Source organism: Azospirillum sp. A23 (assembly GCF_042938965.1).
GTDB lineage: Bacteria > Pseudomonadota > Alphaproteobacteria > Azospirillales > Azospirillaceae > Azospirillum > Azospirillum melinis.
Window position 1 is genome coordinate 1167463 of the sequence record NZ_CP170667.1, and the last position, 19492, is coordinate 1186954.

At 68.1% G+C, this 19492-nt stretch carries 16 protein-coding genes; 9 read left to right on the plus strand and 7 right to left on the minus strand.

The features are described from left to right. Positions 1 to 105 precede the first annotated feature (105 nt). A complete protein-coding gene (locus tag ABNQ40_RS22895) occupies positions 106 to 2433 on the minus strand; it encodes an MHYT domain-containing protein (RefSeq protein ID WP_391349009.1) in 2328 nt (775 codons plus the stop codon). Between the two features lie 199 nt (positions 2434 to 2632). On the opposite strand from ABNQ40_RS22895, the gene ABNQ40_RS22900 reads away from it, so the two are divergent. After that, positions 2633 to 3214 carry a hypothetical protein gene (locus ABNQ40_RS22900; protein ID WP_109052194.1) on the plus strand — a complete coding sequence of 194 codons (582 nt, stop codon included), beginning with the start codon at positions 2633 to 2635 and terminating at the stop codon, positions 3212 to 3214. Positions 3215 to 3218: 4 nt separating this feature from the next. On the opposite strand, the gene cbiB is transcribed toward ABNQ40_RS22900, so the two are convergent. Continuing rightward, positions 3219 to 4181, minus strand: coding sequence for an adenosylcobinamide-phosphate synthase CbiB (cbiB, locus tag ABNQ40_RS22905; RefSeq protein WP_109052193.1), 963 nt, complete (start codon positions 4179 to 4181; stop codon positions 3219 to 3221). Between the two features lie 65 nt (positions 4182 to 4246). Between cbiB and cobD the strand changes: the two genes are divergently transcribed. The 4 genes from cobD to ABNQ40_RS22925 all read left to right on the plus strand — a co-directional run bounded on the left by cobD (position 4247) and on the right by ABNQ40_RS22925 (position 8533). Further along, entirely contained in the window at positions 4247 to 5335 is a 1089-nt protein-coding gene (cobD, locus tag ABNQ40_RS22910) for a threonine-phosphate decarboxylase CobD (RefSeq protein ID WP_109052192.1), read from the plus strand. A 295-nt stretch (positions 5336 to 5630) separates the two neighbouring features. Next, on the plus strand, positions 5631 to 6926 hold the full coding sequence (locus ABNQ40_RS22915; protein WP_247880107.1) for a sensor domain-containing diguanylate cyclase: 1296 nt from the start codon (positions 5631 to 5633) through the stop codon (positions 6924 to 6926). 101 nt (positions 6927 to 7027) lie between these two features. After that, entirely contained in the window at positions 7028 to 7333 is a 306-nt protein-coding gene (locus ABNQ40_RS22920; RefSeq protein WP_391349014.1) for an STAS domain-containing protein, read from the plus strand. Positions 7334 to 7336: 3 nt separating this feature from the next. After that, complete coding sequence (locus tag ABNQ40_RS22925) at positions 7337 to 8533, plus strand: PP2C family protein-serine/threonine phosphatase (RefSeq protein ID WP_109052189.1); 1197 nt, start codon at positions 7337 to 7339, stop codon at positions 8531 to 8533. Here ABNQ40_RS22925 and ABNQ40_RS22930 read toward each other — a convergent pair. Next, the gene (locus tag ABNQ40_RS22930) at positions 8496 to 9464 is read right to left on the minus strand and encodes a response regulator (RefSeq protein ID WP_247880105.1); all 969 of its coding nucleotides are present in this window, start codon (positions 9462 to 9464) and stop codon (positions 8496 to 8498) included. The two genes, ABNQ40_RS22925 and ABNQ40_RS22930, sit on opposite strands and share 38 nt — an antisense overlap. 73 nt (positions 9465 to 9537) lie before the next feature. Continuing rightward, entirely contained in the window at positions 9538 to 12906 is a 3369-nt protein-coding gene (locus ABNQ40_RS22935) for a response regulator (RefSeq protein WP_348982911.1), read from the minus strand. A gap of 490 nt (positions 12907 to 13396) precedes the next feature. On the opposite strand from ABNQ40_RS22935, the gene ABNQ40_RS22940 reads away from it, so the two are divergent. Both ABNQ40_RS22940 and ABNQ40_RS22945 read left to right on the plus strand, forming a co-directional pair. Next, positions 13397 to 14206: an ABC transporter substrate-binding protein gene (locus tag ABNQ40_RS22940; RefSeq protein ID WP_109052187.1), complete on the plus strand. Its 810-nt coding sequence runs from the start codon at positions 13397 to 13399 to the stop codon at positions 14204 to 14206. Between the two features lie 118 nt (positions 14207 to 14324). Next, positions 14325 to 14951, plus strand: a complete 627-nt coding sequence (locus ABNQ40_RS22945) for a glutathione S-transferase family protein (protein WP_109052186.1) — start codon at positions 14325 to 14327, stop codon at positions 14949 to 14951. A 49-nt stretch (positions 14952 to 15000) separates the two neighbouring features. Here ABNQ40_RS22945 and ABNQ40_RS22950 read toward each other — a convergent pair whose 3' ends face one another. The 3 genes from ABNQ40_RS22950 to ABNQ40_RS22960 are packed head-to-tail and all read right to left on the minus strand — an operon-like array spanning position 15001 to position 16856. Next, positions 15001 to 15327 carry a DUF1244 domain-containing protein gene (locus ABNQ40_RS22950; protein ID WP_109052185.1) on the minus strand — a complete coding sequence of 109 codons (327 nt, stop codon included), beginning with the start codon at positions 15325 to 15327 and terminating at the stop codon, positions 15001 to 15003. A 32-nt stretch (positions 15328 to 15359) separates the two neighbouring features. Further along, positions 15360 to 16586, minus strand: coding sequence for a DUF2478 domain-containing protein (locus tag ABNQ40_RS22955; protein WP_109052184.1), 1227 nt, complete (start codon positions 16584 to 16586; stop codon positions 15360 to 15362). 48 nt (positions 16587 to 16634) lie between these two features. Next, the gene (locus ABNQ40_RS22960) at positions 16635 to 16856 is read right to left on the minus strand and encodes a sulfurtransferase TusA family protein (protein ID WP_247880103.1); all 222 of its coding nucleotides are present in this window, start codon (positions 16854 to 16856) and stop codon (positions 16635 to 16637) included. A 227-nt stretch (positions 16857 to 17083) separates the two neighbouring features. Here ABNQ40_RS22960 and ABNQ40_RS22965 point away from each other — a divergent pair, with 227 nt between their 5' ends. Both ABNQ40_RS22965 and ABNQ40_RS22970 read left to right on the plus strand, forming a co-directional pair. After that, complete coding sequence (locus ABNQ40_RS22965; RefSeq protein WP_391349019.1) at positions 17084 to 18124, plus strand: SDR family oxidoreductase; 1041 nt, start codon at positions 17084 to 17086, stop codon at positions 18122 to 18124. A gap of 107 nt (positions 18125 to 18231) precedes the next feature. Continuing rightward, positions 18232 to 19482: an Hsp70 family protein gene (locus ABNQ40_RS22970; protein WP_109052181.1), complete on the plus strand. Its 1251-nt coding sequence runs from the start codon at positions 18232 to 18234 to the stop codon at positions 19480 to 19482. Positions 19483 to 19492: the final 10 nt, after the last annotated feature.

The window sequence follows — 19492 nt, forward strand, 5'->3', positions numbered from 1 at the left end:
CGGCGGATGCTAGTCTTCCGGCCGCCGGCCCGTCCAGGGTTGCTTCGGTGGAGTCTGGCGCTTTTTCGCGTCCCTGCCGCCGATTCGGGTGGAAGATCTGCCGCCTTATGCGGCGGTGGTCAGGATCTCGCGCAGCATCGGGGCGGAGACGGGCTTGTGGATCAGCCGGTGGCCGCTGCGCTGGACCTCGGCGATGCGGGCGGGATCGGTGTCGCCGGTCAGCACCACGGCGGGAACGCGCACGCCGCAGACGCCGTAGATGTCGCGGATCGCCTCCACCCCCGTCCGTCCTTCGCGCAGGCGATAGTCGGCGACGATCATCGCCGGCTGCCGGCCGAGATTCAGCAGCGAGGCGATGGCCTCGTCGGCGGAGACCGCGGCGACCACCTCGTATCCCCATTCCTCCAGCATCGCCCGCATGCTCAGCAGGATGATGGTGTCGTCGTCGACGACCACGATCAGCCCCTTGGCGTCCGGCAATTCGGCGGGGACGCGCACCGGCTTCGGGATGGGGCGCGGAACCGCTGTCGGCATATCGAGGAAGAAGCCGCTGCCGCGTCCCGGTGCGGATTGCACCGTCACCTCATGCTCCAGCAGCCCGGCCAGCCGCCGCACGATGGCAAGCCCCAGCCCAAGTCCCTTGCGGCGGTCGCGCTCAGGATTGGCGAGCTGGGTGAACTCCTGGAAGATGTCCTGGGTCTTGTCGGCGGGGATGCCGATGCCCTGGTCCAGCACCGCCAGCCGCAACGCGCCGCCACGGTGCCGGCAGCCGACCAGGATGTCGCCGCGTTCGGTATAGCGGATGGCGTTCTCGATCAGGTTGCGCAGGATGCGTTCCAGCAGGGCGGGATCGCTGCGGGTCCAGGCGGAGGTTGGAACATGGCGCAGCGTCAGCCCCGACTCGGCGGCGCGGACGCGGTATTCCTCCGCCAGCCGCTCCAGCAGGGGGCCGAGCGCGAAATCGGTGACGCTGGGCTTCACCACCCCGGCATCCAGGCGTGAGACATCCAGCAGGCTGTCCAGCATCACCCGCAGCCCGTTCAGCGAATCGGTCATGCTGGCCAGCAGGGGAGCGGCCGGATGATCCTCCAGCTTGTCCGACAGGGCGTGGGCGAAGAAGAACAGCGATTGCAGCGGCTGGCGCAGGTCGTGGCTGGCGGCGGCCAGGAACTTGGTCTTGGCGCGGTCGGCGCGCTGGGCATCGTCGCGGGCCTGCAAGGCCTCGACCTTCGCAGCCTCCGCCTCGTCGCGGGCGCGCAGGATCGCTTCCTCCGACGCCCTGCGGGCGGTGATGTCGCGCATGATGCCGGTGTACATGCGGCGCTTGCCGACATGCCATTCGCCCACCGACAGGTCGAGCGGGAAGGTGGAACCGTCCTTGCGCAGACCGTCCACCTCGCGGCCGATCCCGACGATCCGCCGCTCGCCCGTCCGGCGGTAACGGTCGAGATATCCGTCATGGGCGCTGCGGTAGGGTTCCGGCATCAGCATGCGGATGTTGCGCCCGATCACCTCCTCGGCCCGGTAGCCGAAGGTCTTCTCCGCCGCGTGGTTGAAGGACTCCACGATGCCCTGGTCGTCGATCAGGACGATGGGGTCCACCGCGGTGTCGACGATGGCGCGGTAGCGCGCCTCCTGCTCCGCCGACCGTTCCGCCTGCTGCCGGCGGACGAGCAGCGACGACAGCATCGCCAGCGACAGCAGAAGCAGTGTCCCCATCCCGGTCATGATCGCCAGCAGGGACGAGGACAGCGCGATGCCCTGGCCGGAGTGGGACGCCGCGTGGGGAAGGGCGGCGCGGCTGGCATCCGCGCCCCCGATGGCCGCGGCGCTCAGTTCCGTGATCGGCTCCATCCCGGCTGCAGCCATGCCGGTGTAGTGCATCGTCACCACCCCCAGCCCCAGCAGGACGGCCCCTGCGGCGCGTTGCAGGGGGCGGCTTGTGCGGAAGGACAGCCACAAGGCCGCGGTGGAGGCGACGATGGCGACGATCACCGAAACGGCGACCAGAACCACGTCATATGACAGGTCCATGTCCATGCGCATGCCCGCCATTCCCACATAATGCATGCTGACAATGCCGAGCCCGGTCAGGGTTCCTGCGATCAGCAATTTAAAATAGTTGGTATGGCGGTTGCGCGCTACCGCAAACAGACCGGCTCCCGAAACGCCCACGGCCAGCACGAAGGACAATGCAGTCAGCCCGGCATCATAGCCAATGGGCATGTCGCTGCGGTAGGCGAGCATGCCGATGAAATGCATCGACCAAATTCCGGCCCCGAGTGCCAGCGCCGCACCGGCAAGCCGCCGTTTGTCGCTCGGGCCGCTTCCGGTCGCTTTCCGAAGGTCCGATGCGAGGGATTGGTCCGCCGTGCCGCCGCGGGAATGATGGGCGAGATCCAGCGCCACATAACCGCCGAACACGGCGATCACATAGGATAATGCGACGAGGAGGGGGTCGTAATGGCCGGGCACGGTGGATTTGGCTGTTGTGTGGGATCGTTCGGGGAGGGAGCGGACTCGGTTGTGCGTTTAGAGAAACAATTTGGGTGAAGGTGCCAGCCCCTTCCCACGAACGAAAGGCTCGCCTTCGTGGTAGAAGGGACCTAAGACCTCCGGCGGAATATTTCCAATGAACAGCACTCCCCCTCCCGAGGCGCAGAACCGCCCCGCCTCCCCCGAACCGCCGTCGCCGCCGCGCCGGCTGCTGTCCCGCCTGCTACGCCCGGTCGCGACACTGTTCGCGGTCGCGTATTTCCTGCTGGACGCGCTGGCCTATTGGGTGGTGCGGCCGGTCGCCCGCCGGATCGCGCGGCTGCCACTGTTCGTGAGATTCGGGCAATGGGTGGCGGGGCTTGGACCTTATCCGTCGCTGGTCCTCGTGCTGGTGCCTTTGGCCCTGCTGGAGCCGGCGAAGCCGGTCGGCGCCTGGCTGTTCGCGACAGGCCGCCCCATGGCCGGTGCCGCTGTGATCGTCGGGGCGGAACTGGTCAAGATCACCCTGGTGGAGAGGCTGTTTCACATCGCCAAGCCGAAGCTGCTGACCATCGGCTGGTTCGCCTGGGGTTATGTGCGGGTGACGGCCTGGCTCGCTTGGCTGAAGGAAACCGCTCCCGTCCGCGCCGCACGCAGGCTGCTGATCGCGGTCCGTCAGTTCGCGCGCCGGGTCGGCCGGCGCCTGTCCTTGATGGTGCGGCGGGCGGGGCGGGGGTGAGCAGTCACCCCAGCACGGTCAGCACCAGCGCCCCGGCGATCAGCAGCACGCAGGCGCGGCGGTAGAGTGCCAGTGCCCGGCCGATGTCGTCCGGCGTGGCGGCGGTGCGTCCTGCGCCGAGCCAGACATCCTCGATTCGGGTGTCGCCATAGACCCGCGGCCCGCCCAGCCGCAGGTCGAGCGCACCGGCCATCGCCGCTTCCGGCCAGCCGGCATTGGGGGAACAGTGGCGGTGGGCGTCCTGCCTGACCGACGCCCAGGCCTGCCGCGCATCCGCCCCTCCCGTCATCCAGGCGGCACCCACCAGCAGAAGGGCGGTCAGGCGCGATCCCGGCAGGTTGACCAGATCGTCCAGCCGTGCCGCTGCCCAGCCGAAGGCTTCGTGACGCGGGGTGCGGTGGCCGATCATGCTGTCCGCCGTATTGATCGCCTTGTAGAGCGCCAGACCCGGCAACCCACCCACCAGCAGCCAGAAGGCCGGCGCCACCACCCCGTCGGAAAAATTCTCGGCAAGGCTCTCGATGGCGGCACGGGCGACGGCGGGTTCGTCCAGCGTGGCCGGGTTGCGGCCGACGATCATCGATACCGCCTTGCGCGCGCCCTCCAGCCCGGCGGTGCGGAAGCCCTTGGCGACCGCCGCCACATGGTCGTGCAGGCTGCGCTGGGCCAGCAGGGTGGACGCCAGCGCCGCCTCGACCAGCCAGCCGAAGGGCAGGAGCCGGCAGGCCCAGGCCACCGCCACCGCGACTCCGCCCACCGTCAGCAGAAGCACCAGCACGGCCAGGACGCCGAACGCCTTGCGGCGGTCGAAACCGTCGGTCTCACGGTTGAGTGCGCCGTCCAACTGGGCGATAAGCGCTCCGATCCATACGACCGGGTGACGGATGCGGGCGTAGAGTGGATCGGGATAGCCAACCGCCGCCTCGATGATCAGCGCGGTGGCGAGCAGGAAGGGATGCAGCGGCACGGCAGGGACGTTCCAGGATTGGGGCGGCCCGCTGGCCGCGCGACGGGGAAATGAGGAGCGCGATCATGGCCGAAGACAGCCCGGCGACCAAGCCGCATATGGCGGACCCGCGGGGGCAGGGTGAGGCGACCGGCGGCGCCCCTTTGCACGGCGGCGACCTGGACGGTGCCCGCGCCGCCTTTCCCGGTGCGCCGCTGCCGTGGGTCGATCTGTCCACCGGCATCAACCCTTGGCCCTATCCGCTGCCGCCGGTGCCGCAGGACGCCTGGACCCGGCTGCCCGGCCGGGGCGAGGAGGCGGCGCTGCGCGCGGCGGCGGCCGATTGCTATGGCGTGCCATCGGCGGAGCTGGTTGCCGCGGCCTCCGGGTCGCAAGCGCTCATCCAGCTGTTGCCGCGGCTGCGTGCGCCGGGCAGCGTGGCCGTGCTGGGGCCGACCTATGCCGAGCATGCCCGCTGCTGGGCGCTGGCCGGCCACGACGTGCGGATGGCGGCGGACGTGGCGGAGGCCGACGTGCTGGTCGTCGTCAACCCCAACAACCCCGATGGCCGGCGCTGGCCTGTCGCCCGGCTGCTGGAGCTTGCCGCGGCGCAGGCCGCGCGCGGCGGCTGGCTGGTGGTGGACGAGGCCTTCGCCGATATGCGGCCGGACGACAGTGCCGCTGAGCATGCCGGCCGTCCGGGGCTGGTCATCCTGCGCTCCTTCGGCAAGTTCTTCGGGCTGGCGGGGCTGCGCCTGGGCATAGCGCTCGCCCCGGCCGATCTGGCGACGGCATTGCGCGAGGCCATCGGACCCTGGGCGGTGTCCGGTCCGGGGCTGAGCATCGCCACGACGGCCCTCAGCGACCGCGGTTGGATCGCAGCCACGCGCAACCGCCTGACCGGTGCCGCGGCGGAGTTGGACAGGCTGCTGGCGGGAGCCGGATTGCGGGTGGTTGGCGGGACGGACCTGTTCCGTCTTGTCGAGGACGATCGGGCGCCAGCGCTCTATCGTGCCTTGGGCGAAGCCGGAATCCTGGTCCGCCGGTTCGAGCAACGGCCGGATTGGCTGCGGTTCGGACTGCCGGAAGACGATTTGGCATGGCAGCGTCTTGATGACGAGCTTGTCCGGAAACAAGTTTGGGCGATGCAACCTTGTAAAATGTCCGCATCTTGAACAATCGCCGAAAATTTTATACACTCAACCGTTCTTAGAAGTCCGGCCCTTCCAGTTCGACCTTGTCGGAAACCACCGGCGCTGCGGGGAATCAAAAGTCAATGAGACACTCTCGGCCATGCCGGTTCCGGGTTGCATGGCAATGATCTCCGGCCGTGATGCGCATGACGGACGCGATGCCGCGTTGTCGATCCTTGACTGCCTTCCGGTCGGGGTTTGCGTCGTCGCGGCTTCTGGGATCATTCATCATGCGAACCCGGCGCTCCATACGCTGCTGGCCTGCGAACCGGGTGGTTTGCCGGGACGCAGCCTGTGCGAGTTCGGGCTGGACACCTGCGATGGCGGCGGTCCGGCCGCCGATCCGGCGCGGGCGCACCGGGCGCTGCGGAACGACGGCACCGTCTGCCGGGTGACGTTGGCTGAGGCATCCTGGACCTCGCTTCCGTCCGGTGCGAAGGCCGAAGGAGGGGCGGAAAGCCTGCGGCTGGTGACGGTGATGGACGTCGATGCGGTTTATCGGCAGGCCATGCTTGCGGACGAGGCTGCATCGCAGGCCGGGAGTCCGGCTGCCGGCACGCTGCTGGACTATGGCGGCAATGTCCGGTACGAGGCGCCGGTTCTTGTGGCGAAGGGTGCGACCCGCTTCCCGGCCAAGGGTGCTTTCCATGACGAGGTGGGCGTTGCCGGTGTCACCCGGGATTTGGATGACCTGCATCCGAACGAGGGGCGGCTTGAAGCCATCCTCGAACAGAGCCCTATCGGCGTTTCGGTGTCCCGCCGCGACGACGGCTGTATCATTTTCGTCAACACCCGCTTCGCGGAGTTGATCGGCCTGCCGCGTGAGAAGCTGATCGGCAGCCGCGCCCGAGATTACTACCTCGATAGCCACCAGCGCCTGCGTGTGCTGGAGCGGCTGCGCGGCGGCGGCGGCGTCACCAACATGGAGGTTCAGTTCAGGCGGGCCGACGGGTCGCCCTTCTGGACCCTGTTCACGGTGAATCAGGCGGTGATCCAGGGCACGGCGGTCAATCTGGCCTGGATCTACGACTACACCGAGCGCCGCAGCATGGAAGAGGCGCTGCGCGACATGGCGTCGCGCGATCCGTTGACCGGCATTTTCAACCGGCGTTCCTTCATGGACATGGCCCGCGCCCAGCTGGCCCGCGCCCATCGCTTCCACGAGCCGCTGTCGGTCTTCGTGCTCGACGTCGACCATTTCAAGCGCATCAACGACAGCTTCGGCCATGCCACCGGCGACGATGCGTTGCGCATGGTGGCGGCCGGCTGCCAGGCCATCCTGCGGGAATACGACATCCTCGGCCGGCTGGGTGGGGAGGAGTTCGTGGTGGTCCTGCCCGGTGCGACCGCCGATGAAAGCCGCGTGGTGGCTGAACGGGTGCGCCGCCATCTGGCCCGCATGCCCATCGAGGCGCCGGACGGCACCTTCCGTCTGACCGTCAGCATCGGCATCGCCGGGCTGGAGGGTGCGACCGACACGCTGGAACGGGCGATCCATCGTGCCGACCTCGCGCTTTATCGCGCCAAGCATCTCGGCCGCAACCTTGTAGCGGTGTTCGAGCCTGGAATGTAGCCTCAAGGCTGGTCCCTGTTCTGCATTATGCTATCCTTGATCGCGGAGACGCTCCGATGCCCGGGCCGTCGGATTGATGGCTGGCGATGTGGGACGGGGCGATGGACTACACGGTGCATGACAGCGGCACCCTGCGCGAACTGGAGATGCGCGGACAGATCACCTTCGAAGCCGACACCGATTTCCGGGCTATCCTCGCGGGGTGGGAGAAGGCAGGCATCGCGGATTGCGTCCTCAACCTGTCTGCCGTCGATTACATGGATTCCGCGGGGCTGGGGCTTCTGGTGATGGCGAACATCGCTGCCAGGCAGGCCGGCATCACCTTCCGCCTGAAGCATCCGCGCGGTCAGGTCCGCGACCTGATCGAGATTTCCGAGTTCCACACCATCATTCCCTGCGAGTTCTGAGCGGTGAGCGGCGGTCCGCCGGTCGTCATCGGCCATCCTCGCCCATCCGCCGCCGGGCCACTGCGCGATGTTCTGGGCCGGCTGGGGGTTCGCCGCCTCACGGTGGTGGATGGCGACGGGTTGGCGCAGGCCGTTGCCGATGCCGCGGCCGAGCCTCCGCAGCTTCTTCTTCTACATGCCGGGCTGTCCGGTTTCGGCCCGGATCTCCTGGTGGGATTGCGGGAGATGGCGCAGTTGCGCGACGTGCCCATCCTCGTCCTTGGCCGCTTTGCCAGCGGCTCCCGCCGGGCGGAGCTGATGCGGGCAGGGGTGACCGACCTGCTGGCGCGTCCGTTGACCCTGGCGGAACTGTCCGCCCGCCTGTCGGTGTATCTGGAGAGGCGCCGCCTCGACCGCTCCCTTCAGGAGGTTATCCGCAGCCTGCACAGCTACCATCACGGCGCCATGCAGCGGATGGCGCTGGCGCGGCAGATGCAATTGGGACTGCTGCCGGATGCCTCTGCCTGCCGGTCGTTGGAGGGGCGCTATAGCATCGCGATGGACAGCCATTTCGAATCGAGTTCGGAGTTGGGCGGCGATCTGTGGGGGGCGCGTCCGCTCGATGGCCGGCGCTTCGCCCTGTTCCTGTGCGACTTCACCGGCCACGGGGTGGCGGCCGCGCTGAACACCTTCCGGCTGCACGCGCTGCTGGCCCGCACCGACCTGCCGGCCGACGATCCGGCCGAGACGCTGCGCACGTTGAACGGACTGCTGGTCGGGCTTTTGCCGGAGGCGCAGTTCGCCGCGATGATCTATGCCGTGGTCGATGTCAGTGCCGACCGGCTGGTCTACGCCACCGCCGGCGCGCCGAAGCCGCTGGTCCGCCACAGGGACGGCGGGCTGGAGGTGGGGCCGAGTTGCGGCTTGCCCTTGGGCTTGGTGGGCGAGGTGCGATACCGCAACCACTGCCTGGATTTCCCGCCCGGCTCGCCCCTGCTGCTGTTCAGCGACGCGCTGTACGAGGCGCGTCGCTGGGACGGCGAAATGTTCGGCTATGGCGGCGTGACCGATCTGGTGCAGGGGCTCGGCGACGATGGGCTGGAGCGGCCGCTGGGCCGTATGCTCGACCGCTATTTCGCGACCGTGCCCCGGCTGCTCGCCGACGATCTGACGGTGCTGTGGATCAGCCGGAGCGTCCGTCCGCGGTCCGGTCCAGATTGACGATGCCGACCACGCGGTTGCCGTTGCCGACAAAGGTGAGCTGGTCGAAACCGACCATGCGGGCCAGCGCGATGCCGCGGCCGTGGGTGGCATCCGACTGCGAGGCATCGACCGACAGGTAGCGGTTGAAATCGAAGCCCGACCCCATGTCGGTGACGGTGAAAATGACGCGGCTGTCGGTGCGCTCGACATGCAAGGTGGCGTATTTTTCGTGATGTTCGGCCGAGGCCAGTCGCGCCTCGATCTCGCGCGCCAGCATGCCGCTGGCCTTCAGCCGCCCCTTTGCCTCGAAGCCGATGCCGAGGTTGCCGTGTTCCACCGCGTTCACCAGTATCTCCGACAGGCCGAAGGTCAGGCTGTGAGCGGTGGCGGCGACCGACGACAGGGTGATGGCAAGATTCTGCGCCTCCTGCGGGGTGCGGAAGCGGAAGCGCCCGTCGCGCAGCAGGCCGATAGCGTCGGAGCGTGACCGCAGGTCGCCTTGCAGGCTCTTCAGCCTTCCGGTCGTCTCCTCCGCCGCACGGACGACGGAGCGCAGCAGGGCGCCGTCATAGGGCTTGATCAGGTAATAAAAGACGCCGGCACGGATCGCCGCGGCGATTTCGGAACTGCTGTCGGAGATGGTCTGGACGATGACGGGGATGTCGGCCAGATGCGGCTCGCGCTTCATCCGCTCGTACAGTTCCAAACCGTCGCCGTCGGACAGCCGGCGGTCGAGCAGCACGACATGGATCGTCGATCCGCTGGCCGACAGGATCTCCCAGGCCTGCGCCTTCGTCTCCGCCTCCAGCGTTCGATAGCCGATGCGGGACAGATAGCCGGCGACGATGGCGCGGGTCATTTCCTCGTCATCGACGACCAGAGCGGTGACGGCATCGGCCATGGTCGGCGTGTACTCCAGCGGTTCGGGGCGCGATTGGGGAAATTCCATGGCATTTTACCGAAACCGCCGCAATCGCACAATCACCGGCGGCACTGCGTCGCAGCATTGCCAGTTGTAGACATCAATCGGCAGTCCCCACAAGCGCAACAGCTGCTTTCCGTGCCGCCGACAGTTCGTCGGCGACGCGTTCGCCCGCGGTGGCGGTCAGGGCGTCGAGGTCGCCACGGCGGGCAGCGTCGACCAGATGATGAGCGGTCTCCGCCATCCGGTCGAAGCCGACATTTGCGGCCGAGCCCTTCAGGATGTGGGCTTCCCGCTCGATTCCGGTGCGGTCGCCGCGTGCAATGGCTGCGCGCAGCAGATCGAGATGCTGCGGGCTGTCGCCGAAGAAGGTTTCGAGAAGCAGGGCGAAGCCGTCCTTGCCCAGCGCATCGCGCAGTTCCTCGATCTTCTCGGTATTGACGGTGGCGGGTCCGGGGTCCGCCTTCGGTGGCGATGCGGCTTGGCCGGCGTCGTCGCTCTTGTCGTCCGCCGCCGGAGGGATGAAGCGGGCGATGGTGTCCAGCAGCTTGCGGGCATTGATCGGCTTGGACAGATAGTCGTCCATGCCGGCCTCCAGACAGATGGCGGCATCGCCCTGCATGGCATTGGCGGTCAGCGCCACGACGGGAATCCGGGCCACCGCTCCGGACAGCCGGCGAATCCGCCGCGTTGCCGCCAGCCCATCCATCACCGGCATCTGGACGTCCATCAGGACGAGGTCGTAGGGCCGGGCGGTCACCGCCTCTACCGCCTCCTCGCCGTTGGACACCGCTTCCGCTCTGACTCCGGCCCGGCGCAGCAGGGCCAGCGTCAGCTGCTGGTTGACGGGATTGTCTTCCGCCACCAGAACGCGGACGCGCGGCGTCGGCTGGCCATTGGGGGCCGGATCGATTTTTGCGGCGGTCGGCGGCACCGCTGCCGGGCTGTCGACCTGACGCGGAATGACGTTCCCAGTGGCCGGGCCGCTCCCCGGCGCAGCATCGGGCCAGGACGCAGTTGGGGCGCCCGCCAGCGACAGCGCAGGCCGTTCCAGCAGGCGGGCGAGGCATTGGCACAGGGTGCTGAAACGGATCGGCTTGGGCAGGTGGGTGTCCACCGGCGCCTGCTCCCGCTCCTGCCCCTCCAGCCTTTGCGAGGAGGCGAGCGCCAGCCGGATGCCGGCCAGTTCCGGGATAGCGCGGATACGTCGTGCCACCTCCGGTCCGGTCAGGCCGGGCATGCGGTGATCGAGGATCGCGGCATCGAAGGGCGTGCCAAGACGGGCGGCGGCGACCAGCCGGTCGAGCGCCTGCTCTCCGGTCTCCGCCGTCTCGACGACGATGCCGAATCCGTCGATCTGCCGGGTCAGCAGATCGCGGTTGACGGCGATGTCATCGACCAGCAGAAGGCGCCGTCCCGCCCAGTTGCCGATGGGGGCCGGCGGATGGGCGCTGCCGACACCGCGCTTCAGCGGGACGGACACCCAGAAGACGCTTCCCGTCCCCGGCTCGCTGTCCACGCCGATCCGGCCGCCCATCAGCTCGGCCAACCTCTTGCAGATCGCCAGCCCCAGACCGGTGCCGCCATGGCGCCGCGCGGGAGACGAATCGACCTGGGTGAACATGGCGAACAGGCGCGGCCGCTCCTCCTCCGGGATGCCGATGCCGGTGTCGCGCACTTCGAACCGGACGCGGCCGCCGTCTTCGGCCTTGCCGGCGTCGGGACCGTCCGCTTCCTGCCACTCGTCGGGCTCCTCGCTCAACAGGATGGTGACGCTGCCGGAATCGGTGAATTTCACGGCGTTGCCGGCAAGGTTCAACAGGATCTGCCGCAGCCGGCCGGCATCGCCCAGCAGGGGGCCGCGCAGCCCCGGCGGCACGAAGCTGGCGAGGTCCAGTCCCTTGGCCGCGGCGCGCGGCGCCAGAATTTCCGCGACGCTCTCGACCATCGGCACCAGTTCGAACTCTCCAACCTCCAAATCCAGCCGGCCGGCGTCGATCTTCGAGAAGTCGAGGATGTCGTTGATGATGACCAGCAGCGATTCGGCGGAATCGCGGATCGTCTCGGCATAGGTGCGCTGTTCGGCTTCCATCGGCGTGTCGAGCAGCAGCCCGGCCATGCCGATCACCCCGTTCATCGGTGTGCGGATCTCGTGACTCATCGTCGCGAGGAATTCCATCTTGATGCGCTGGCCGTCCTCCGCCCGCTCCTTGGCGTCGCGCAACGTATGCTCCAGCCGCTTCTCCTCGGTCAGGTCGCGCAGGATGGCGGCATAAAGCGGGCCGGCGGCGGTCTTGACCAAGGCCATCGAGTAGGCCAGCGGGAAGCTTTCCGTCCGATCCCTGGCATCGTCGGCAGCCACACGCAGCGCCATGATCTCGCCGCGGGTGGCGAGGTCCATGGCGCGGCGGCCGCGCGTGATCTCTTCCAGCGCGCGGGAGACGCCGGACCGCCTGTCCGTCGGCAGGAAATCCACCACCGGCCGGCCGACAAGCTCGCCCGGTGCGCAGCGGAAGATGGCATGGGCGGCCGGGTTGGCCGCTTCGATCACGCCGTCCGGCCGCGCGGTGACGATGCCCTCCGCCGCGGTATCGACGATGGCGGACAGGCGGGCATTGGTCTCTTCCAGTTCCTTGCCCTGTTCGCGCTGTGCCGCAAGGGAGCGGGCCAGCAGCAGCCCGAACAGGCTGAGCAGCAGGATCATGCCGCCGGACAGCAGCGACGCCATCCGCAGATTGTCGCGCCAGGGGGCCAGAACCGTGTCGGTGCGCACGCTGACCGTCAGGATCAGCGGCCAGACCGGAGTCGTCCGGTAGGCGACGATTCGCGTTCCCGGGCCGGCGCCGACATCGGTCCCGGAGTGGCGGAATACGCCATATTCCGCCTGCGGCAGATAATGGCGGAACAGCGGGGTGGCGGCGAAGGACTTGGCGATCTCGTCCCCGATCTGCGGCTGGACGGTCAGCAGCGTGCCGTCATAGCGGTACAGCGCGATCCGGTCGCCCATTCCCGCGCCGGTGCCACCCTGCACCGCCCGGTACAGGCCCTGGAAGTAATCCGGATTGACGGTGGCGACGACGACCGCTTGCAGCGTGCCGTCGGCCTCGCGCATGGCGCGGCTCATCGGCAGCAGCCAGCGGCCCGACCGTTCGCCCGCCGGAGCGCGGTCGATCAGGCTGCGTCCCGGGCGTGGATCGCCGATCACCAGCCCGTTGCCCTGGGCGGCTGCTTGCAGGCGGAACACGTCCAGTTCCGTCAGGTAGGTGGCGGCGGGGTAAGCACCTTCGGTGGTGGCGACGATCCGGCCGGTGCGGTCGAGCAGGGTCAGCCCGCGCAGGTGGGGCGACCGGCGCAGCCGGTCCATCAGCATGGCCGTCACGTCGGGACCGGGTGCGCCGTCCTCCACCGTCCAGTTGGCGTCCGACAGCGCATCGACGATGGAGGACAGGGTCACATCGACCGATTGCACCGTGCGGGTGGTCGAGACCTCCAGCGCCGCTGCGAGGCTTGCGAGGCTGGCCTCCGCCGAGTCGAGGGCCGCTTGGCGCGCGGTGATCAGCTGCTGGCCCTGGTTGATCAGCAGGGCGAAAACCGCAAGAAGGGCGAAGGCGATGATGCCGCCCCGCTTTTCGAAGAGACCCTTCAGATCCGCTTTGACTGGGGACGGGGACAGGGCGTTCGTTCCGGACGGTCAGATGTGGTGGAGCGACCAAGCCGCAGGGGGCATGGGTCCGAAGCCGTCCGTCATCTGCGGTCCGCTACCGGATCGCAGTCGGATCAATGCGCTGGGCCCAAGCTCTTGGTCGAAGTTTACGCCTGGTACAATAGCAGCTACACACACCCGACGCCAAGCATCCGCTGCCGTCGCGGGCCGGTCGATGCTAAGATACCGCTGCGGTTTTGCGGTCTTGCTTCCAGGTCGCAAAGAACAGCGATGGTTGGTTAACGAAAGGTGTGACATGGCGACGCGAGGCCTGTGGGCAGTCAGCTTCTCAATTCTGTCGGTTCTATCGGTCGGAATCGTGGCGCCGGCCGTGGCGGCGGACGGGAGACTTCAGAAAATTGCAGAACAAAAGCAACTTCGTGTCTGCTCGTGGCCCGATTACTATGCGATCTCGTTTCGAAATCCACGCACCGGTGCGCTGGAGGGGCTGGATGCGGAGCTTGCGCAGGAATTCGCCAAGGATCTGGGCGTTCGCCTGACGGTGGTGGAAAGCAGCTTTCCCCGCTTCATCGAGGATTTGCTGGCCGACCGCTGCGACATCGGCATGTTCGCCATCGGCGCCACCCCGGCACGGGCGCAGCAAGTCGCCTTCAGCCAGCCCTATCTGCGCAGCGGCATCTATGCGGTGACCACCCAGACCAACGGCGGCATCCAGCGGTGGGAGGATCTCGACCGCACCGGCAATGTCGTGGCGGTGCAAAAGGACACCTACATGGACGGCTACGCCCGCTCCGCCATGAAGGCCGCGCGAATCGTCGCCGTGACCCGCCCGCAGGAGCGGGAGGAGGAGGTTCAGTCCGGCCGTGCCGACGCCTTCCTGACAGATTATCCCTATGGACAGCGCATGCTGGCCTTTCACCCCTGGGCACGGCTGATCGTGCCGGATGTGCCAGTGCAGCCGACCCCCTACGCCTATGCGGTGGCGCCGGGAGATGCAGCCTGGTTGGACCGGGTCAATGCCTTCGTTGCAGCGATCAAGGCGGATGGACGGCTGGAGAGCATCGCCGCCCGCTACAAGCTGACCCCGATCGTGGCGCGGGACTGAACCGCGTTGCACGAATGCGGTGGCGGGATAAATCCGGTCTAGGATAGATGGAAGGATTCAGCCATCGGCCCATCCATCCCTAGGGCCATCCCTAGGGCCATCATCAGGGAAACAATCGATGATTCTGATCGGACAGTATGATTCGCCCTTCGTGCGCCGCGTCGCCATCGCTCTGCGCCTCTACGGCATGGCTTACGAGCATCGGCCCTGGTCGGTCTTCTCCGACGCGGCGGAGGTCGCACGATTCAACCCGCTGAAACGGGTGCCGACGCTGGTTCTGGCGGATGGCGAGGTGCTGATCGAAAGCGGCGCCATCCTCGATCATCTGGACGAGGTCGCCGGACCGGACCGCGCGTTGATCGCCCGCCAGGGGCTGGAGCGCCGACGGTCGCTGAAGCTCTCGGCGCTGGCGACGGGATTGGCCGACAAGGCGGTCAGTCTTGTCTACGAACGCGTCCTGCACAAGGAGCGGTCCGATCTGTGGATGGAGCGCTGCACCGGCCAGATCGGTGCCGTCCTCGACGTGCTGGAGGCCGACCGCGCCGCCACCGCCGGTCCCTGGTGGTTCGGCGACCGCATCGGCCATGCCGACATCGCCGCCGGCTGCGCCCTGCGCTTCGTCGGCGAAGCCCACCCGGCCGTGTTCGACCGCTCCCGCTGGCCGGCGCTCGCCGCCCATTCCGACGCCTGCGAGGCGATGGCGGAGTTCAAGGCGGTGGTGCAGCCCTTTTCGGTGAACGCCTGAGGCGTTGCCCCCTTCTGCGTGCATCGGCGCGGGAAGGGGGCATGCGGCCTTACCGGTGGCCGCTGATCTCGGCGTGCAGCGGCTTGGTATCCTCGAACGCCTTCTGCTGTTCGGGGGAGGCTTCCTTCTGGTGCTTCCGCTTCCATTCGGAATAGGGCATGCCGTAGACGGCGATGCGGGCATCCTCGTCGGACAGCTGGACGCCGCGTTCCTTGGCGGCAGCCGCGTACCATTTCGACAGGCAGTTGCGGCAGAAGCCGGCGAGATTCATCAGGTCGATGTTCTGCACGTCGGTGCGCTTGCGCAGATGTTCGACCAGACCGCGGAAGGCGGCGGCTTCCAGTTCGATGCGGGTCTGGTGGTCCAGATCGGCCATGGGGTCTCAACTCCTCCGGTATTCTTGTTCAGTTAAGAATGGGGTGGCCGGTGCAGCGTGACCATCCGGCCATAGGGATGAAAATCGCGCGAACCGCCACCGCCGGCGATGGTGCGCACCACCGCCTCGCGGTCGATGGCGACGAAACCGGCCAGCGACTGGATCCCGTAATCGAACAGGCGCGGGGTCAGCGGCGTTCCGGGGCCGACCATCGCCACCTCCGCTCCCGCCGAAACCCGCAGCAGGCGGGGCAGGGTGCGGTTGGCGAAGGCCGACGCCGTGATGGCCACCGCGTCGGCGCCCGGCAGCAGCCAGTCGCAGGCGGCCTCGGGGTACTCGCCCTCCTGCGGGTTCATGTCGATCACCTTGGCGCGGGGCAGGCGGCGGGCAAGCTGCGGGAAGCCGCCGATCACCACGACCCGGCCCTCGACCGAGGCGAACAGGTCCAGCCCGTTGCCGGGGACGCCGGTCACGTCGGGACGGTTGTAATGCGCGTTCAGGGCGGCGACACCGACAGCGATCTCCAGCGGATCCCAGGACTGAGCGGCCATGGCGGCAAGATCGCGCAGGCCCCGCCCGGTCCAGCGCTGCGCAGTTTCCTCAGCCGCCGGCGCCTGCCTTACGGCGACGCCGAGGCCATTGGCGGTTTCCACCAGCACCCATTTGTCGCCGGTGACGACGCGGCGGACGTCGGCATCGGCGACGCCCTGCACCAGATCCTGGTACATCCGCTGCGGCCCCCACCAGCGCCAAAGCGCGTCGGCCACCGGGGAGAGCAGGTCGCAGAAGCCGCCGGTCGCGGTCTGCCATTCGTTGAGATAGCGGCTGCCGACGCTGGTCAGCACGGGAATGCCCTCGGCGATGGCGGCCAGCATCTCGTCCGACAGGCCGTCGCCATGCGATTCCAGCCCGGCGAACTTGTTGACCACCAGCAGGTCGACCCCCGACGCGACGGCGTTGCGGATCGCCTGGCTGGCTTCCGCCACGCCGGTCGGATCGACGCGGCAGGACTGCGATTCCCGGCCCAGCCTCTGGGTGATGTCATAGGCGTGGCCGGTGGCGACGTCGACCAGTTCCATCCGCTCGGCGCAATCGTCGCCCGGCCCGTGGTTGCGCTGGACCAACCCGCCGACACGGAAGCCGCGCCGCTTCAACTCCGCCGAAAAGCCGTCCAGCAGTGTGTCGACACCATAGGAGCCGGGTCCATGGATGACGGCACCGGGACGCAGGGGCGGCAGAATGGCGGGGGAAAGCGGCATCGGGGCAGGGACCTTTCGCGGGACGGCGGACGGGCGGCGATGGACGCCTCAGACGCCGCGGCGGATGCGGTAGACGAAGACCGTCTTATGGATTTCGTCGGGCTGGGCTTCGTGCGACAGCAGCGCGTTGTCGGTCGTGTTGCAGAAATGCTTGAAGTCGATGACGGAGGCCGGATCGGTTGCGTAGACCACCAGCTCCTCCCCAGCCTCCATGCCGTTCAGCAGGGCGCGGGTGCGCAGGATGGGCAACGGGCAATGCAGCCCCTTCACGTCAAGCTCTCTCGCCGGCACCGCGCCCGCTCCACACTGGTTGAGGACAAAATCCTTAACAAGGACATGTGACTGTAGCCGGTTCGTCTCCGCATCTCCAGACCGGCGGCGGGAAGGCCGCATGCGCCGCGGTCGACCCTCGTCCGAAATTTTCCGGTCCCTGCGCTGTTGTACGGCGCAATCGCAAGGAATTTGCCCCGAGAAACTTTGACGAAAGGACTGCGTTCATGGCGAAGCGGCCGGGCAGCGATATGAGCGACAAGGTGGTTGTCATCACGGGCGCCTCCAGCGGCATCGGTCGGGCGACCGCGTTGGAGTTCGCCAGCCAGGGGGCCGCGGTGATCCTGGCCGCCCGGCGGTTGGCGGCCCTGCACGAGGTGGCGGAGGAGTGCATCGAAGCCGGCGGCCGCGCCATGGTGGTGCCGACCGACGTGACCGACCAGCGCGCGATGCAGGCTCTGGCCGACCGTGCCATCCAGGCCTTCGGCGGCATCGACGTCTGGGTGAACAATGCCGGCGTCATCGCCTTCGGCCGTTTCGAGGACATCCCCGACGAAGTGTTCGAGCAGGTGGTGCGCACCGACTTCTTCGGCATGGTCCATGGCTGCCGCGCCGTGCTGCCCCATTTCCTCGACCGCGGGGAGGGCATCGTCATCAACACCGCGTCGATGGTGTCCAACATCGGCCAGCGCTATGCCACCCCCTACACCGCGGCGAAATTCGCCGTGCGCGGCTTCTCCGAATCCCTGCGGCAGGAACTGGTGGACGAGCCCGACATCCATGTCTGCATGGTCATGCCGGCCTCCATCGACACCCCGCTGTGGCAACATGCCGCCAACTACACCGGCCGGGCAATCAAGCCGCTGAACCCGATCCACCCGCCGGAGGAGGTCGCCGCGGCTATCCTGTCGCTGGCGGCCAATCCCCAGCGCGAGCTGTTCGTCGGGGCCGATGGGCGTCTCGCCGCCGTCGGCAACGCCATGGCGCCGCAGATGACCGAGCGAGCGCTCGCTCACACCATCGAGCGCGACATGTTCCAGAACCGCTCCGCCCCCGACACCTCGGGCGGCGTGCTGACGGCCATGCCGGAATATCAGGGCGCCAGCGGCGGCTGGATGGAGCGGCAGCCGGAGCGCGGCAGGGGTAGAGGCCGGGGCAGGGAGGAGGGGCGGGGACGTGCCTTCTCCTGGACCAACCTGACCCTGTTCCTGCTGCCGGTGGTGCTGGCCAGCCGCCCTCTGGCGGGCAGGGCGATGCGCAACATGTGACGATCGATCGGCAGGGCGCTTGATCCGGCGGTCCGGAGCCGTTATACGCTCGCCCCTTTTCCGGTGCGGCGGCTGGCCGCACCGGTCATCCGGGCAGGAGGCGGGACATGACGGCGTGCGGGCTCGATTTCGGCACCTCGAACACGACGCTGGGCGTACAGGATGCGGACGGCTTCCGGCTGCTGGCGCTTGACGGCACGCGCACGACCCTGCCGACCGCAGTGTTCTTCGACTTCGAACATGACCGTACCACCATCGGCCAGGCCGCCATCGACGGCTATGTGTCGGGGGTGGAGGGGCGGCTGATGCGCTCGATCAAGTCGATGCTCGGCACCGACCTGATCGACGCCGACACGGCACTCCGCAAGGGTCGCATCAGCTTCCGCGCGGTGATCGGCACCTTCCTCGATCTGGTGAAAAAGCGGGCGGAGGATGCGCTGGACGGGGAACTGGGCGACGTCGTCGTCGGCCGCCCGGTCCATTTCGTCGATGGCGACCCGGCCGGCGATGCCGCGGCGGAAGAGACGCTAGGCCAGATCGCGCAGGCCGCCGGTTTCCGCAACGTCTCCTTCCAGTTCGAACCCATCGCCGCCGCCCTCGACTACGAGCAGCAGGTGGCGAGCGAGGAGCTGGCGCTGATCGCCGACATCGGCGGCGGCACCTCCGACTTCTCGGTCGTGCGCATCGGGCCGGCGCGGCGCGGCAAGGCCGACCGGGCCGGCGACATCCTGGCCAACGACGGCATCCGCGTCGGCGGCACCGATTTCGACCGCGACCTCAGCCTCGCCACCGCCATGCCGGAACTGGGGCTGGGCAGCGCCATGAAGCGTGCCGGGCTGCTGGCGCCGAAGAGCATCTATTTCGATCTGGCCACCTGGTCGAAGATCAACTTCCTCTACACCGCCAAGGCGATGGCCGAGCTGGAGCGCCTGCAACGCGATTCCGCCGAGCCGGAGAAGATCGAGCGCCTGATCGGCGTGGTCGAACATCGCCAGGGCCATGCGCTGGCGATGGCAGTGGAGCGCACCAAGATCGCCCTGTCCGACCATGAGGCGACGCAGCTGGCGCTGGATTGGGGCGACGGGGACCTTGCCCTTGCGGTGGATCGGCAGGCGCTGAACCGCGCCACCGGCTCGCTGGCGGCCCGTATCGGCACGCGCATCCGCGACTGCCTGTCCGATGCAGGCGTGACCGCCGACCGCATCGACGCAGTGTTCCTGACCGGCGGCTCCACCCTGCTGCCCCAGGTCCGCGCGGCGATCCTGGCCGAGGCGCCCGGCGCGCGGGTGGTGGAAGGCAACATCTTCGGCTCCGTCGGCCTGGGGCTGACGGTGGAAGCGTTGCGGCGCTACGGATGAACGGGACGGG

Excerpts from the sequence above, each read along its gene's own strand:
- cobD (WP_109052192.1), top strand. The coding sequence starts at position 4,247 with ATGGCCGAAGACAGCCCGGCGACCAAGCCGCATATGGCGGACCCGCGG.
- ABNQ40_RS22930 (WP_247880105.1), bottom strand. The coding sequence starts at position 9,464 with ATGGAATTTCCCCAATCGCGCCCCGAACCGCTGGAGTACACGCCGACC.
- ABNQ40_RS22965 (WP_391349019.1), top strand. The coding sequence starts at position 17,084 with ATGGCGAAGCGGCCGGGCAGCGATATGAGCGACAAGGTGGTTGTCATC.
- ABNQ40_RS22955 (WP_109052184.1), bottom strand. The coding sequence starts at position 16,586 with ATGCCGCTTTCCCCCGCCATTCTGCCGCCCCTGCGTCCCGGTGCCGTC.
- ABNQ40_RS22945 (WP_109052186.1), top strand. The coding sequence starts at position 14,325 with ATGATTCTGATCGGACAGTATGATTCGCCCTTCGTGCGCCGCGTCGCC.
- ABNQ40_RS22950 (WP_109052185.1), bottom strand. The coding sequence starts at position 15,327 with ATGGCCGATCTGGACCACCAGACCCGCATCGAACTGGAAGCCGCCGCC.
- ABNQ40_RS22970 (WP_109052181.1), top strand. The coding sequence starts at position 18,232 with ATGACGGCGTGCGGGCTCGATTTCGGCACCTCGAACACGACGCTGGGC.
- ABNQ40_RS22920 (WP_391349014.1), top strand. The coding sequence starts at position 7,028 with ATGGACTACACGGTGCATGACAGCGGCACCCTGCGCGAACTGGAGATG.
- ABNQ40_RS22900 (WP_109052194.1), top strand. The coding sequence starts at position 2,633 with ATGAACAGCACTCCCCCTCCCGAGGCGCAGAACCGCCCCGCCTCCCCC.
- ABNQ40_RS22940 (WP_109052187.1), top strand. The coding sequence starts at position 13,397 with ATGGCGACGCGAGGCCTGTGGGCAGTCAGCTTCTCAATTCTGTCGGTT.